Here is a 13,974-nt window from a genome sequence, read left to right as displayed (position 1 = left end):
TTGAGCGCCTGCCGATCATCAGCTGTCTTGCGCTTGCCTGCCAGCAAGTGTAACCAGCCTGCCACACGCAATCGGCGGCTGGCGCTGCTTCTTGGCAATGGGTAGAAAACATTCTATTAATGTATTAATGATTGTGCACTGGCATACTCGCCGGTTTGCTATTCCCAGCCCCACGAGCCCGCATGACCACACCAAGACCCTCCCTGACCCTGACCCTGTTGCAGGCGCGCGAAGCCACCATGGCGTTTTTCCGCCCAGCGTTGAATGCCCATGACCTGACCGAGCAGCAATGGCGGGTAATCCGTATCTTGCGCCAGCAAGGCGAGCTGGAAAGCCATCAGTTGGCTGAGCTGGCGTGCATTCTCAAACCCAGCATGAGTGGTGTGCTCAAGCGCCTGGAACGCGATGGGATCGTGGCGCGGCGCAAGTCGGCAGAAGACCAGCGCCGGGTGTTCATCAACCTGACCGACGCGGGGCAGCAGGCATTTGTGGCGATGAGTGAGGAAATGGCGCGCAACTACGACAAGATCCTCGCCCAGTTTGGCGAGGACAAGCTGCAGCAACTGATGCAGTTGCTGGATGAAATGAAGCGGATCAAACCCTGACGCACCAGCCGTCAGCGGTTGAGTGACAGCGAGTCTTCGAGCACTTTCAGCAAGGCTGTCGCGCGCCGCTCATAGGCGGCGGGGCCTGCGTACATCAGCTCTACATACAGGCTGTCGATGATGCCCAGGTAGGCATCGGCGTACAGCGCCAGGCGGCTTTGCTGCTCATCAGCCCAGTTGTTCCGAGCTTGCAGGGCCTTGCAGAACCCTTCGCGTATGCCGTCAAGGTACTTTTCGAAGCCGCAAGTGACAACCGGCTTGATGCCCGCCGGGGGCAGGAAGGCCGTGCGCAACACGAAGCGCAGCGCAGCGGAGCCGCGATAACGCTCGGCCAGGTGCAAGGCCAGCCAGTGCCCGGGCGCCAGGCCGTCGCGATCTTCCTGCGCAAAACCCTGTTCGACAAACGCCGTTTCCTGCACCAGCGCACGCTGGAACACCTCCACGAACAAAGCATCCTTGTTGGCGAAGTGTGCATACAGTGAAGCCTTGCGCATGCCGGCCAGCTGGGCGATTTCGTTCAGCGAAGAGGCATCGTAGCCATACTCGGCGAAGTGGCCGACGGCGGCATCGCACACACGCACCGCAGAAGGGGAAAGGTCTTTCAACAGCATCGCTCCGTCAGGGGCGCGGCAGGCCGCGCGCGTCATATGGGTGGGATTGTGGTGATCGCAAATGCACGGGTCAATGCTCGTGGCTGGGCAATTTCTGCACGCCATGAAAAGTGCAATGTTCCCCTCGTAACGTGCATTCCGCCGCCCAATCGCGGCTCACATACTGAACGCGTCTTCGAATCCAATAAGAAAGAGACCGTTCATGAAAAAGCCAAACCCCCTGCTGGAAGACCTGAGATCCATCCTGCCGACCATCGCCGCCAATGCCATGCGTGCAGAACAGGACCGCAGCGTGCCGGCAGAGAACATCACCCTGCTGAAAAGCATCGGCATGCACCGCGCTTTCTTGCCCAAACACTACGGCGGCATGGAAATCACCCTGCCGCAATTCGCCGAGTGCATCGCCCAGCTGGCGGGCGCCTGCGCCAGCACCGCCTGGGCCATGAGCTTGCTGTGCACCCACAGCCATCAGATGGCAATGTTCTCGCCCAAGCTGCAGCAGGAGGTGTGGGGCAGCGACCCGGATGCCACTGCCAGCAGCAGTATCGCGCCATTTGGCCGTACCGAAGAGGTCGAGGGTGGCGTGTCGTTCAGCGGCGAGATGGGCTGGAGTTCTGGTTGCGACCACGCCGAGTGGGCGATCGTAGGTTTTCGCCGCAACAATGCCGAAGGCACTCAGGATTACTGCTTCGCCATCCTACCGCGCAGCGATTATGAAATCCGTGATGACTGGTATGCCGTGGGCATGCGCGGCAGTGGCAGCAAGACCTTGATCGTGCGTGACGCCTTCGTGCCTGAGCACCGTATCCAGAAAGCCAAGGACATGATGGAGGGCAAGTCGGCGGGCTTTGGCCTGTACCCGGACAGCAAGATCTTCTTCGCCCCATACCGCCCATACTTCGCCAGCGGTTTTTCCACCGTGAGCCTCGGCGTTGCCGAGCGCATGCTGGAGGTGTTCCGCGAGAAAACCCGCAACCGCGTGCGTGCCTACACCGGTGCTGCCGTGGGCGCTGCTACCCCGGCGCTGATGCGCCTGGCCGAATCGACCCATCAGGTGGCCGCCGCCCGGGCACTGCTGGAAAAAAGCTGGGACGAAATTGCCGAGCACAGCGCCCGCCATGAATACCCCTCGCGTGGCACGCTGGCATTCTGGCGCACCAACCAGGGCTATGCAGTGAAACTGTGCATCCAGGCCGTGGACCGCCTGATGGAAGCGGCCGGTGGTGGCGCCTGGTTCGAGAGCAACGAACTGCAACGCCTGTTCCGCGATTCGCACATGACCGGCGCCCATGCCTACACCGACTACGACGTTTGCGCGCAGATCCTCGGCCGCGAGTTGATGGGCCTGGAGCCCGACCCGACCATGGTCTGAGTCGCTTTCCGTTTCAACCATCCCTCACAAGCACAACAACAATCAGGGCGGGCTGCCAGGCCTGCCCGGGAGTCTTGCATGTCCAATGAAACCTTCGACGCGCGTGCCTTCCGCCGCGCACTGGGCAACTTCGCCACCGGCGTTACCGTGGTGACCGCAGCCGGCCCCAGTGGCCGCAAGGTGGGCGTCACCGCCAACAGTTTCAACTCGGTGTCGCTGGACCCGGCGCTGATCCTGTGGAGCATCGACAAACGTTCGACCAGCCATGAAGTGTTCGAAGAGGCCTCGCATTTTGCCGTGAACGTTCTGGCTGCGGACCAGATCGACCTGTCCAACAACTTCGCCCGGCCCAAAGAGGACCGCTTTGCCGGTATCGACTACGAGACGGGCGTTGGCGGCGTGCCATTGTTCGTCGATTGCGCGGCACGCTTCGAGTGTGAAAAGTACCAGCAACTGGACGGTGGCGATCACTGGATCCTGATAGGCAGGGTGGTGGCGTTCGATGATTTCGGCCGCTCGCCGCTGCTGTACCACCAGGGCGCCTATTCCATGGTGCTGCCACATACCCGCATGACCCAGCGTGCAGAAGGGCAGGCACCCAGCAGCCACTTCCAGGGCCGCCTGCAACACAACCTGTATTACCTGATGACCCAGGCATTGCGCGCCTACCAGGCCGACTACCAGCCACGCCAGTTGTGCACCGGCCTGCGTACCAGTGAGGCGCGCATGCTGATGGTGCTGGAGAACGATGCGGGGCTGAGCCTGAACGACCTGCAACGGGAAGTGGCGATGCCGGCGCGGGAGATCGAGGAAGCGGTGGCCAACCTCAAGCGCAAAGGGTTGATTGCCGATGATGACGGACGTGTGCGGTTGTCGGTGAAGGGCGTGGACGAGACCGAGGCATTGTGGACCATTGCCCGGGAACAGCAGGACAAGGTGTTCGGGCAGTTCAGTGAAGAGCAGCTGGAGACTTTCAAGACAGTGCTCAAGGCACTTATCAACATCTGATCTCGCTGTGGATGGCACCGGAGAGGCCGGTGCCATCCACACAGATACCTCAGTAGACACTCCCCCCGGCACTGCCAACCATCGGCGTACCTTTGAACTTCCCTGCCAGCTCGCGCAGCCCGCGCATCAGCACCGTGGTATCCACACCGACGGCCACAAATGCCGCACCCAGCTCGATATAACGTCGCGCCAGTTTCTCATCCGCGCTGAGAATACCTGCAGCCTTGCCCGCCTTGCCGATGCGTACGATGGCATCCTCGATCGCTGCCTGCACCTCTGGATGCCCAGGGTTGCCCCGATGGCCCATGGCTGCGCTCAAGTCCGCAGGCCCGATGAACACGCCATCCACACCTTCCACCGCAACGATCTCGTCCAGGTTGGCCAGGCCTTCCTTGTTTTCGATCTGCACCAGCAGGCACATCTGTTCATCGGCGTGGTCCAGGTAGCCGGGGATGGTGTTCCAGCGCGATGCCCGTGCCAGTGCGCTGCCCACGCCACGAATGCCGTTGGGCGGGTAATGCATGGCCTTGACCAGTTGCTGCGCCTGTTCAGCGCTTTCCACCATCGGCACCAGCAAGGTCTGAGCGCCGATGTCCAGCACCTGCTTGATCAGCGCGGTATCACCGATTACCGGGCGGATCACCGCCTGGCTGGGGTAGGGGGCCACCGCCTGCAACTGCGCGAGCATGCCGCGCAGGTCGTTGGGGGCGTGTTCGCCGTCGATCAGCAGCCAGTCGAAACCGGCATTGGCGGCCAGCTCTGCGCAGTAGGCATCGGCCAGGCCGAGCCACAGGCCGACCTGCGGCTCGCCGCTGCACAGGCGTTGCTTGAAGTGGTTGATGGGCATGTCCATGGGCTGGTCCTCAAACGAAGCGGCAGGCGATGGCGCCGAGCATGTCGTAGTCGACGTGGAAGGTATCGCCTGGGCGTGCGGCCACCGGGCGGGTGAACGAACCACCGAGGATGATCTGGCCGGGCTGCAAGGTGACGTCGTACGGGGCCAGCTTGTTGGCCAGCCAGGCAACGCCTTTGGCCGGGTGATTGAGCACCGCGGCGCTGACACCGGACTCCTCGATCACGCCGTTGCGGTAGAGCACTGCCGGCACTTTGCGCAGGTCGATCTCGGTGGGGCGCACGGCCCGTCCGCCCATCACCACGCCGGCATTGGCGGCGTTGTCGGAAATGGTGTCGAACACCTTGCGGGTGGCCTGGGTTTGCGGGTCCACCTGCTGGATGCGCGCATCGATGATTTCCAGCGCCGGGATCACCCATTCGGTGGCTTCCAGCACATCGAAAACAGTGACGTTGGGGCCTTTCAGCGGCTTGCCGAGGATGAACGCCAACTCCACTTCAACGCGCGGCACGATGAAGCGTTCGAAGGGGATGTCGCTGCCTTCATCGAACAGCATGTCGTCGAGCAATGCGCCATAGTCTGGCTCGGTGATGTTCGACGACACCTGCATGGCACGCGAGGTCAGGCCGATCTTGTGGCCCACCAGCTTGCGCCCGGCGGCGATCTTTTTCGCCACCCAGGCGCGCTGGATGGCATAGGCGTCTTCGACGCTGATTGCGGGCTGCTCCAGCGAGAACTGGCGCACTTGCTCGCGGGAGCGTTCGGCCTGGTCGAGGCGTTCGGCGGCTTGCTGGATGAAAGCGTTGTCTAGCATGGGGACAGTCTCTTGATTCAAGGGTTGACGATGGCAGCTCGGGTGCGCAGCACCAGCAGGCCACCCAGGGCGATGAAGATGGCGAGCACATACAGGGCCAGGCTGGCGCTGTGGGTGGTGTCGCGCACCCAGCCGATGAAGTAGGGCGTGAAGAACGAGGCGATGCTGCCCAGCGAGCTGATCAGAGCAATGCCGGCGGCCTGGGTGCGGGCGTTGAGGAAGGCCGGCGGCAGTTGCCAGAACATCGGCAGCGCAGCGCTGGCGCCCATGCCGGCCAGCACCAGGCCGGCCATTACCGGCCACGCCTGCTCGGGGGCAAGGGCTGCGATGGCGATGCCGGTGGCGGCCATCAGCAGGGGGACGCACAGGTGCCAGCGGCGTTCGCGCAGGCGGTCGCTGGAGCGGCCGCAGGCCAGCATGAACACGCAGCCGGCCACGTACGGCACAGCGCTGAGCAGGCCGACACTGGCGTCGCTGGCCACCCCGGCACTGTGGATCAGGCTGGGCATCCAGAACGCCAGGGTGTTGACCGCCAGCATCACCGCGCAATACACCGCCACCAGCAGCCACAGTGCACGGCTGGCGAAAATGGCGCTGAACGAGGTCACCGGCTTACGCTGTTCTTCCTCACCGAATTGCGCGCGCAGCGTGGCTTTCTGCTGATCGTCCAGCCAGCTCACCTTTTCGAAATGCTCCGGCAGCACGGCCAGCACCACCAGGCCCAGCAGCACCACAGGTGCGCCTTCGAGCAGGAACATCCACTGCCAGCCACGCAGCCCTGCGGTGTCGTGCATGAAGGCCAGGATGGCCCCGGACACCGGCCCGCCGACGACTCCGGCCAATGGCACGGCAATGGCGAACAGCGCCGTCACCTGGGCGCGCCGCCCGGCCGGGTACCAGCGGTTGAGGTAGACCAGGATACCTGGGAAGAACCCGGCCTCCGCCGCGCCCAGGGCGAAGCGCAGCAGGTAGAACGCGCTGCTGCTTTCGATCAGCAGCATGCTGGTCGACAACAACCCCCACACCACCATCAGGCAGGCGATCCAGCGGCGTGGGCCGACCCGGTCGAGCATGAGGTTGCTGGGTACGCCAAACAGCGCATAGGCGATGAAGAACAGCCCGGCACCCAGGCCGTAGACGGTGTCGGACAAATGCAGGTCCTGGCTCATCTGCATCTTGGCGAAGCCGATGTTGATGCGGTCCAGGTGGGCGAACAGGTAGCACACCAGCAGCAGCGGCATCAGCCGCCAGGTGACTGCCCGGTGGGTACTGTCGACCCTTTCAGCGTGTGCCTCGCGTGGCGAGGCGTGTTCGAGTGTGCTCATGTTTTTGTACTTGTTCTTCAATGAGGCGGGGAAGGGGCTTTCGAGCCGGCGCGCTAGCGGTTGAACAATGGGTGCAAGGTGCTGTGCTTGGCGTCGTAGACTTGGGCGGTGCTGTGGTCGATCTGTACGGTGATGCCGATTGGGCGCTGTTGCAGCAGTGGGTCCAGGCGGGCTTTCAACACCGCCAGCAGGCTGTCGCCCACCGCCTTGTGCACCTCGGTGCTGCGGCCGGTGGCCATGCGCAGGTTGGCGTACAGGAAACCGTATTCGCCCTTGCCATCTGCCACTGCACTATGGGCGGCGGGGTAGGCCAGCACGCGGGTGCCGCCGGTGGGGAACACAGCTTTGCCTTCACCATCGCGCTGTTCGAGCATGGTGTCGGCCAAGGCGCGGCACAGGCCGGGGATGTCGGCATCGGTTTCCAGGTCGGGGGTGTAGAGCAGAACCAGGTGTGGCATGAGGGGTATCCTCGGCGAGCCGCGCCCGCCATCCGCCGGGACGGCCAGGCGCAAGCGGGTGGATTACAAGCGGCTGGTGGACACCACGGCTGCCGGGTTGGCGGCCTGGGCTACAGGGATGGCGCTGCCATCCTGTGGGGTAACCGGGAAGATCGCGTTGATCTGGCCGGTGCCGGAAGAGCCGAAGTAGGGCGTGACCACCTCGGCCTTGCCGTCGTAGTCGGACCAGCCCAGCGCACCGAGCAGCATCGCCGTGTCGTGCATGAACCCTTCACCGTGGCCTTTGGCGGCGTATTCAGGGAGCATGCCGCAGAAGGCTTCCCACTCGCCGTCTTGCCACATTTGCACCACGCGGTGATCAAGGGTTTCCAGGAACGGGCTCCACACCTTGGTGGCGAAGTCCGGCGCCTGGCCGTTCTGCGCGAAGCGGTGCGACAGCGAACCGCTGGCCAGGAATGCCACGGTGCCGTCGTAGTGGTCTTCTACTGCCTTGCGCATGGCCCAGCCCAGGCGGGCGCTGTCGGCCAGGTAGTGCGAGGTGCACAGTGCCGAGACCGAAACCACCTTGAAGTGCTGGTCCTGGTTCATGTAGCGCATCGGCACCAGGGTGCCGTACTCCGGGGCGAGGGTGGTGGCGTGGTGGGCCATGGTCTCGACATTGAAACGGTTGCATTCCTCTGCCAGCAGCTTGCCCAGCTCGGGGTTACCGGGGAAGGCGTAAGGCATGTTGCTGATGAAGTGCGGCAGTTCGTTGCTGGTGTACACACCCTCGAAATGCGGCCCGCACAACACGTGGTAGTTGGCGTTGACCAGCCAGTGGGTATCGAACACGACGATGGTGTCCACGCCCAGCTCGCGGCAGCGGCGGCTGATTTCGTGATGCCCGTCGATGGCTGCCTGGCGAAAGCCCTGGCGCGGGCCTGGCAGTTCGGACATGTACATGGACGGTACATGGGTAATCTTGGCAGTGAGAGCGAGTTTGCCCATGGAAAGCTCCGGTTACAGAATGTTGTTGTTTTCGGCGGCTGACGCGGTACTTGTGGGAGCGGCCATCTACGGTTTGCTCACACGCCCCAGCGCGGAATGTGGTGGCTACCCATGGAAATACACACGTTCTTGATCTCTGCAAAGACCTCGAAGCTGTACTGCCCGCCTTCACGCCCGGTACCGGAACCTTTCACGCCACCGAATGGCTGGCGCAGGTCGCGTACGTTCTGGCTGTTGATGAACACCATGCCGGCCTCGATGCCACGGGCCAGGCGGTGGGCCTTGCCGATGTCCTGGGTCCAGATGTACGACGCCAGGCCGTACTCGGTGTCGTTGGCCAGTTGCAGCGCTTCTGCTTCGTCCTTGAACGGGATCAGGCACACCACCGGGCCGAAGATTTCTTCCTGGGCAATGCGCATCTTGTTGTTCACATCGGCGAACACGGTGGGCTGGATGAACTGCCCTTTGGCCAAATGCGCCGGCAGGTTGGCCGGGCGTTCCAGGCCACCGGCGACCAGGCGTGCGCCTTCTTCCATGCCGATGCGGATGTAGCCGGTGACCTTGTCGTAGTGCTGCTGGGTGATCATCGAACCGACCTGGGTTTTCGGGTCGGTCGGGTCACCGACGATCAGGCGCTTGGCGCGCGCCGCGAACTCGGCGACGAACTGCGGGTACACGCTTTCCTGGATGAAAATGCGGCTGCCGGCGGTGCAGCGTTCGCCGTTCAGCGAGAAGATGGTGAACAGCGCGGCGTCCAGCGCACGCTCAAGGTCGGCATCTTCGAAGATCAGCACCGGCGATTTTCCGCCCAGTTCCATCGAGTACTTTTTCAGGCCAGCGGTCTGCATGATCTTCTTGCCGGTGGCGGTGCCGCCGGTGAAGGAAATAGCGCGTACATCCGGGTGACGTACCAGGGCGTCGCCAGCGGTGGCGCCATAGCCCTGGATCACGTTGAGCACGCCGTTGGGGATGCCGGCTTCGACAGCCAGGCGGCCCAGTTCGTTGGCGGTCAGTGGCGACAGTTCGCTCATCTTCAGCACGGCGGTGTTGCCCAGCGCCAGGCACGGCGCGGTCTTCCAGGTGGCGGTCATGAACGGCACGTTCCAGGGGCTGACCAGGCCGCATACACCCACCGGCTGGTACAGGGTGTAGTTGAGCATCTGGTCGTCGACCGGGTAGGTGTGGCCATCCATGCGTGTGCACACTTCGGCGAAAAAATCGAAGTTGTGCGAGGCACGCGGGATCAGCACGTTCTTGGTCTGGTGGATCGGCAGGCCGGTGTCGAGGGTTTCCAGCTCGGCCAGTTTCGGCACGTTCTGGTCGATCAGCTCACCCAGCTTGCGCATCAGGCGGGCACGTTCCTTGGCCGGGGTGTTGGCCCACTTGGGGAAGGCTTCCTTGGCCGCGGCCACGGCTTGCGCCACTTCTTCGGCGCCACCGCTGGCGACTTCACAAATGGCATCGCCGGTGGCCGGGTTGTAGTTGACGAAGGTGTCTTTGCTCTCGACCTCACGGCCGTTGATCCAGTGCTTGATCATGCTGCTCATGCCTTGTTGTTCTTGAAGAAGTCAGCTTCGCTGACGATGCGGTTGACCAGGCGGCCGACGCCTTCCACTTCCACTACCACTTCATCGCCCGGCACCACGTCGGCCAGGCCTTCTGGCGTGCCGGTGGCGATCATGTCGCCTGGCTGCAGGGTCATGAAGCTGGAGAAGTATTCGATAAGGTGCGGGATGTCGAAGATCATGTCCGCCGTGGTGCCTTCCTGCTTCAGCTCACCGTTGATCCAGGTGCGCAGCTTCAGGTTGCTGACGTCTGGCACATCGGCCGCATCGACGATCCACGGGCCGACCGGGGTGGTGGCGTCGCGGTTTTTCACCCGCAGGTTGGGGCGGTAGTAGTTTTCCAGGTAGTCGCGGATGGCGTAGTCGTTGCACACGGTGTAGCCGGCAACGTAGGCCAGGGCGTCCTCACGCTTGACGTTTTTCGCCGCTTTGCCAATGACCGCGACCAACTCGCACTCGTAGTGCATGTACTCGACGTTGTCCGGGCGCCAGGTGACCTGGCCGTGGCCGGTGTAGGTGCCGGGCGACTTGATGAAGGCCAGAGGTTCGGTGGGCGGCGCGAAGGCCAGTTCCTTGGCGTGATCGGCGTAGTTCAGGCCCAGGGCGAACATGCTGCCGGTGGCGGGCGGCAGCCAGGTGACCTGGTCTTGATGGACCAGGCGGCCATCGGCAAGGCGCAGGTGGTCGCCTTCGACCGTGACATCATGGGCCTGGCCGTCGAACTGGATACGGGCGTGTTTCACAGGTAATTCCTCACTCGGCGACGATGTGGTTGGTCAGCTTGCCCAGGCCGTCGATCTCGATATCGACGCGGTCGCCTGGCTGTACATCGACGCGGCCCTCGGGGGTGCCGGTGATCAGGATGTCGCCAGCGTGCAGGGTCATGAACTCGCTGATTTCGGCAATCAGCTGGGCCACCGTGCGCACGCAGTTGGCGGTGTTGTTGTGCTGGCGCAGTTCGCCATTCACATACAGGCGCAGGCCTAGGGCATCGGGGTTGGCTACCTGGCTGGCCGGCACCAACGCTGGGCCGATCGGGCAGAAGCCATCACGGCACTTGGCCTTGACGGCCGGGCGGTAGTAGCTGTCTTCGGGCAGGCTGGTTTCGTTGACGATGGTGTAGCCCGCCACATGCTCCAGGGCGTCCTCCACACTGACGCGGCTGGCGTCCTTGCCAATCACCACACCCAGCGCCGGGCCAGGTTGCAGGCGCTGTACGTTGGCCGGGAACAGCACTTGGCCTTCATGCTGGTTGCGCGTGTTCGGGGTTTTGACGAACAGCACTGGCTTGACTGGCAGTTGCTTGTACGGTGCTTCGACGAACGCCGCTTGGTGCTGCTGCAGCAAACCCCGGTAGTTCAGCGCGACGCCGAACAGGGTGCCGTTGGCAACGTCATGCAGGGCATGGCTCATGCTCTTCTCCTGGCAGTGCAGGGCGATGGCCGTCCTGCGGATTTTGTTAATGTGTTAATGTTATAGTTAATATGTTAACGATGGTCAAGAGGTGGCCAGTGGTGCGTGCCGACAAGGCGGTGCACCATGGGCCATCGTCAACAGGGTCAAGCGATTTGCGAGCAAGCAGCCATGAGCGACCGGCATCCGATACCGAACATCAACATCGGCCAGGTCTATGACCAGCGCTACAGCGACAGCGAGGTGCATTACGACCGGCTGGGCAACCTGGCGGGCTTTTTCGGGCGCAACATGCCAGTGCACCGACATGACCGGTTCTTCCAGGTGCATTACGTGAAATCGGGCACGGTGCGGGTGTATCTGGACGACCAGCAGTACATCGAGGCCGGGCCGATGTTCTTCCTCACGCCGCCCACGGTGGCACACGCGTTCGTTACCGAAGCCGACAGCGACGGGCATGTGCTGACTGTGCGCCAGCAACTGGTCTGGCAATTGATCGAAGCCGATGCCAGCCTGCTGCCGGCGGGCATGCAGGTGCAGCCGGCCTGCGTGGCGCTGGGCAACCTGCCGGCCGAATACAAGGCCGAGGCCCACCGCCTGCAAGGCTGGCTGGAAGCGCTGAGCGACGAGTTCGCCACACAGCAACCGGGGCGCGAGGCGGCGCTGCAGTCGCTGACCCGCTTGATCATGGTCAGCCTGCTGCGGCTGTGCCCCAACTCGCTGGAGTCGACCCCGGCGCGGCATGAGGACTTGAAGATCTTCCACCGTTTCAATGCACTGATCGAAGCGCATTACCTCGAGCACTGGCCGCTGGCCCGCTACGCGCAGCAGGTTGGCGTGACCGAGGCGCGGCTGAACGATGTGTGCCGGCGTATCGCCGACTTGCCATCCAAGCGCCTGGTACTGGAGCGGCTGATGCAGGAGGCCAAGCGCTTGCTGTTGTTTTCCGGTAGCACGGCCAACGAAATCTGTTACCAGCTCGGCTTCAAGGACCCGGCCTATTTCAGCCGCTTCTTCAACCGCTACGCCAAACTCACGCCTGGGGAGTATCGCCAGCGGCAGGCACACTTGCAGTGACAGGGCCATGGCGGCGCACCCGGTATGTGTTGTTGTTTGTACCGGATAGTCGCAGCCCGCGCGCTGGGCTTGAATGGGTTTTCCGTGGAACAGATTGCACTTTCCATCGTGCATGCCCTTAAATTTGTGAACTGAGAAAAACCACAGGCTCGACCATGACCAAGACCCAACCTTCGCTCACCCTAAGCCTTTTGCAGGCCCGAGAAGCCGCGATGGCATTTTTCAGGCCGCTGTTGAACGCGCATGACCTGACCGAGCAGCAATGGCGGGTCATCCGCATCCTCAAGCAGCATGGCGAGCTGGAGAATTACCAGCTGGCAGAACTGGCCTGCATCCTCAAGCCGAGCATGACCGGGGTGCTGGGGCGGCTGGAGCGCGATGGGCTGGTGCGGCGGCAGAAGGCAGCGCAGGACCAGCGGCGGGTGTTCGTCAGCCTGACCGAAGACGGGGAGGCGTGCTTTGCCTCGATGAAGGAAGGGATGGAGGCCAACTACCAGAAGATTCAGGCGCAGTTTGGTGAAGAGAAGCTGCAGCAACTGATGGGCTTGTTGAATGACCTGAAGCGCATTGCGCCCTGAGTTCCTGTAGTGGATGGCACCGGTTGTACAGGATGACAGTCGTCGCTGTGGGAGCGGGCATGCCCGCGAAGAGCGCCGCCGCCGGGGCTGGTCATGCGTGGCTCAGAGGCGGTGCCAGGCACCGCAGAGGGAAGGGCGGCAAGAGCCTCAGAGCCGGCGCACCGGCCCTGAGTGGAGCACTCAATACTCCCAGAAGATTCGCTGCAGTTCCTTGCTGTCCTGGGTCTTGGTCATCGCTACCATCGCCAGAATTCGCGCCTTTTGCGGGTTCAGGTCGTGGGCCACCACCCAGTCGTTCTTGTCGTCCGGCTGTTCGGCGTTGCGCAGCACGAAGCCACCCTGGTTGACGTGAGACGAACGGATGATCTGCACGCCGTTCTTGCGCAGCTCTTGCAGCGCCGGCACCACCCGCGACGATACCGAACCGTTGCCGGTGCCGGCATGAATCAGCGCCTTGGCACCGTTTTGCGCCAGTGCCTTGTAGGCAGTGTCGGTGACGTTGCCATAGCCATAGGCAATGTCCACCTGGGGCAGGCTGCTGATCTGCTTGATATCGAACTCGGAATTGACCGTATGGCGCTTGGCCGGCAGGCGGAACCAGTAGGACTTGCCTTCCACTACCATGCCCATGGGGCCCCAGGCGCTCTTGAACGCTTCGGTTTTGATGTTGACCGACTTGCTCACGTCACGCCCGGACTGGATCTCGTCGTTCATGGTCACCAGCACGCCCTTGCCACGCGACTGCTTGTCGCTGGCCACGGCCACGGCGTTATACAGGTTGAGCATGCCGTCAGCGGACATGGCGGTACCTGGACGCATCGAACCGACCACCACGATTGGCTTGTCGGTCTTTTCCACCAGATTGAGGAAATAGGCGGTTTCTTCCAGGGTGTCGGTGCCGTGGGTGATGACGATTCCGTCGACGTCCTTGCTTTCGGCCAGCTCGGCGACGCGTTTGCCCAGCTTTAGCAGGTCGTCGTTGCTGATGCTTTCAGACGCGATCTGCATCACTTGCTCACCGCGCACGTTGGCGATGTCTGCAAGCTCCGGCACGCCGGCGATGAGCTTGTCGACGCCCAGCTTGGCAGCCTGGTAGGTAGCGCTGTTGGCGGCGCTGGCACCGGCGCCGGCAATGGTGCCGCCGGTGGCGAGGATGACCACGTTGGCCAGCTTCTGCTGGGTTTCGGCTTCTTTGGCCGAGGCGGTGGCTGGCAGGATCAGCAGCAGCGCGAGTGCGCTGGGGGCGAAGGTTTTCAGTGCGGCATTCATCGTTATTGTTCTCTCTTCCTAGTGAGATGATTTTTTTGT

The 13,974-nt window shown here is 62.8% G+C and carries 15 protein-coding genes; 5 read left to right on the top strand and 10 right to left on the bottom strand.

Translation table 11 applies throughout. The annotated features are described in order from the left end of the window. Window positions 1-182: 182 nt before the first annotated feature. The gene (hpaR, locus tag APH35_RS16355; protein WP_012273119.1) at window positions 183-605 is read left to right on the top strand and encodes a homoprotocatechuate degradation operon regulator HpaR; all 423 of its coding nucleotides are present in this window, start codon (window positions 183-185) and stop codon (window positions 603-605) included. Between the two features lie 11 nt (window positions 606-616). Here the strand turns inward: hpaR (APH35_RS16355) and APH35_RS16350 are convergent, their stop codons facing one another. Further along, complete coding sequence (locus APH35_RS16350) at window positions 617-1,216, bottom strand: TetR/AcrR family transcriptional regulator (RefSeq protein WP_060515104.1); 600 nt, start codon at window positions 1,214-1,216, stop codon at window positions 617-619. 202 nt (window positions 1,217-1,418) lie between these two features. Between APH35_RS16350 and APH35_RS16345 the strand changes: the two genes are divergently transcribed. After that, complete coding sequence (locus tag APH35_RS16345) at window positions 1,419-2,588, top strand: p-hydroxyphenylacetate 3-hydroxylase oxygenase component (RefSeq protein ID WP_012273117.1); 1,170 nt, start codon at window positions 1,419-1,421, stop codon at window positions 2,586-2,588. Between the two features lie 78 nt (window positions 2,589-2,666). Next, a complete protein-coding gene (locus APH35_RS16340; RefSeq protein ID WP_012273116.1) occupies window positions 2,667-3,596 on the top strand; it encodes a p-hydroxyphenylacetate 3-hydroxylase reductase component in 930 nt (309 codons plus the stop codon). Between the two features lie 49 nt (window positions 3,597-3,645). Here APH35_RS16340 and hpaI read toward each other — a convergent pair whose 3' ends face one another. The 8 genes from hpaI to APH35_RS16300 all read right to left on the bottom strand — a co-directional run bounded on the left by hpaI (window position 3,646) and on the right by APH35_RS16300 (window position 11,011). After that, window positions 3,646-4,449 carry a 4-hydroxy-2-oxoheptanedioate aldolase gene (gene hpaI / locus APH35_RS16335; protein ID WP_060515103.1) on the bottom strand — a complete coding sequence of 268 codons (804 nt, stop codon included), beginning with the start codon at window positions 4,447-4,449 and terminating at the stop codon, window positions 3,646-3,648. A gap of 10 nt (window positions 4,450-4,459) precedes the next feature. Next, window positions 4,460-5,263 (bottom strand): 2-oxo-hept-4-ene-1,7-dioate hydratase, encoded by an 804-nt coding sequence (gene hpaH, locus APH35_RS16330; RefSeq protein ID WP_012273114.1) that lies wholly within the window; start codon window positions 5,261-5,263, stop codon window positions 4,460-4,462. A gap of 17 nt (window positions 5,264-5,280) precedes the next feature. Continuing rightward, the gene (locus APH35_RS16325) at window positions 5,281-6,588 is read right to left on the bottom strand and encodes an MFS transporter (RefSeq protein WP_060515102.1); all 1,308 of its coding nucleotides are present in this window, start codon (window positions 6,586-6,588) and stop codon (window positions 5,281-5,283) included. A gap of 53 nt (window positions 6,589-6,641) precedes the next feature. After that, complete coding sequence (locus APH35_RS16320) at window positions 6,642-7,046, bottom strand: 5-carboxymethyl-2-hydroxymuconate Delta-isomerase (protein ID WP_012273112.1); 405 nt, start codon at window positions 7,044-7,046, stop codon at window positions 6,642-6,644. Between the two features lie 63 nt (window positions 7,047-7,109). Next, complete coding sequence (gene hpaD, locus APH35_RS16315; RefSeq protein ID WP_012273111.1) at window positions 7,110-8,033, bottom strand: 3,4-dihydroxyphenylacetate 2,3-dioxygenase; 924 nt, start codon at window positions 8,031-8,033, stop codon at window positions 7,110-7,112. 77 nt (window positions 8,034-8,110) lie between these two features. Beyond that, window positions 8,111-9,571 carry a 5-carboxymethyl-2-hydroxymuconate semialdehyde dehydrogenase gene (hpaE, locus tag APH35_RS16310; RefSeq protein WP_041166752.1) on the bottom strand — a complete coding sequence of 487 codons (1,461 nt, stop codon included), beginning with the start codon at window positions 9,569-9,571 and terminating at the stop codon, window positions 8,111-8,113. A 5-nt stretch (window positions 9,572-9,576) separates the two neighbouring features. Then, complete coding sequence (locus APH35_RS16305) at window positions 9,577-10,341, bottom strand: fumarylacetoacetate hydrolase family protein (RefSeq protein ID WP_012273109.1); 765 nt, start codon at window positions 10,339-10,341, stop codon at window positions 9,577-9,579. 10 nt (window positions 10,342-10,351) lie between these two features. Then, a complete protein-coding gene (locus APH35_RS16300) occupies window positions 10,352-11,011 on the bottom strand; it encodes a fumarylacetoacetate hydrolase family protein (protein WP_012273108.1) in 660 nt (219 codons plus the stop codon). 171 nt (window positions 11,012-11,182) lie between these two features. On the opposite strand from APH35_RS16300, the gene hpaA reads away from it, so the two are divergent. Both hpaA and hpaR (APH35_RS16290) read left to right on the top strand, forming a co-directional pair. Next, window positions 11,183-12,088 carry a 4-hydroxyphenylacetate catabolism regulatory protein HpaA gene (gene hpaA / locus APH35_RS16295; protein ID WP_041166751.1) on the top strand — a complete coding sequence of 302 codons (906 nt, stop codon included), beginning with the start codon at window positions 11,183-11,185 and terminating at the stop codon, window positions 12,086-12,088. Between the two features lie 155 nt (window positions 12,089-12,243). Next, window positions 12,244-12,666: a homoprotocatechuate degradation operon regulator HpaR gene (hpaR, locus tag APH35_RS16290; protein ID WP_060492718.1), complete on the top strand. Its 423-nt coding sequence runs from the start codon at window positions 12,244-12,246 to the stop codon at window positions 12,664-12,666. A gap of 180 nt (window positions 12,667-12,846) precedes the next feature. Here the strand turns inward: hpaR (APH35_RS16290) and APH35_RS16285 are convergent, their stop codons facing one another. Beyond that, window positions 12,847-13,935 (bottom strand): asparaginase, encoded by a 1,089-nt coding sequence (locus tag APH35_RS16285; RefSeq protein ID WP_060492717.1) that lies wholly within the window; start codon window positions 13,933-13,935, stop codon window positions 12,847-12,849. Window positions 13,936-13,974 lie beyond the last annotated feature (39 nt).

The sequence above is a fragment of the Pseudomonas sp. NBRC 111132 genome, assembly GCF_001320565.1.
Lineage (GTDB): Bacteria > Pseudomonadota > Gammaproteobacteria > Pseudomonadales > Pseudomonadaceae > Aquipseudomonas > Aquipseudomonas putida_P.
Note: the sequence above shows the minus strand (reverse complement) of the source record. Positions and strands in the feature narration are given on the sequence as shown.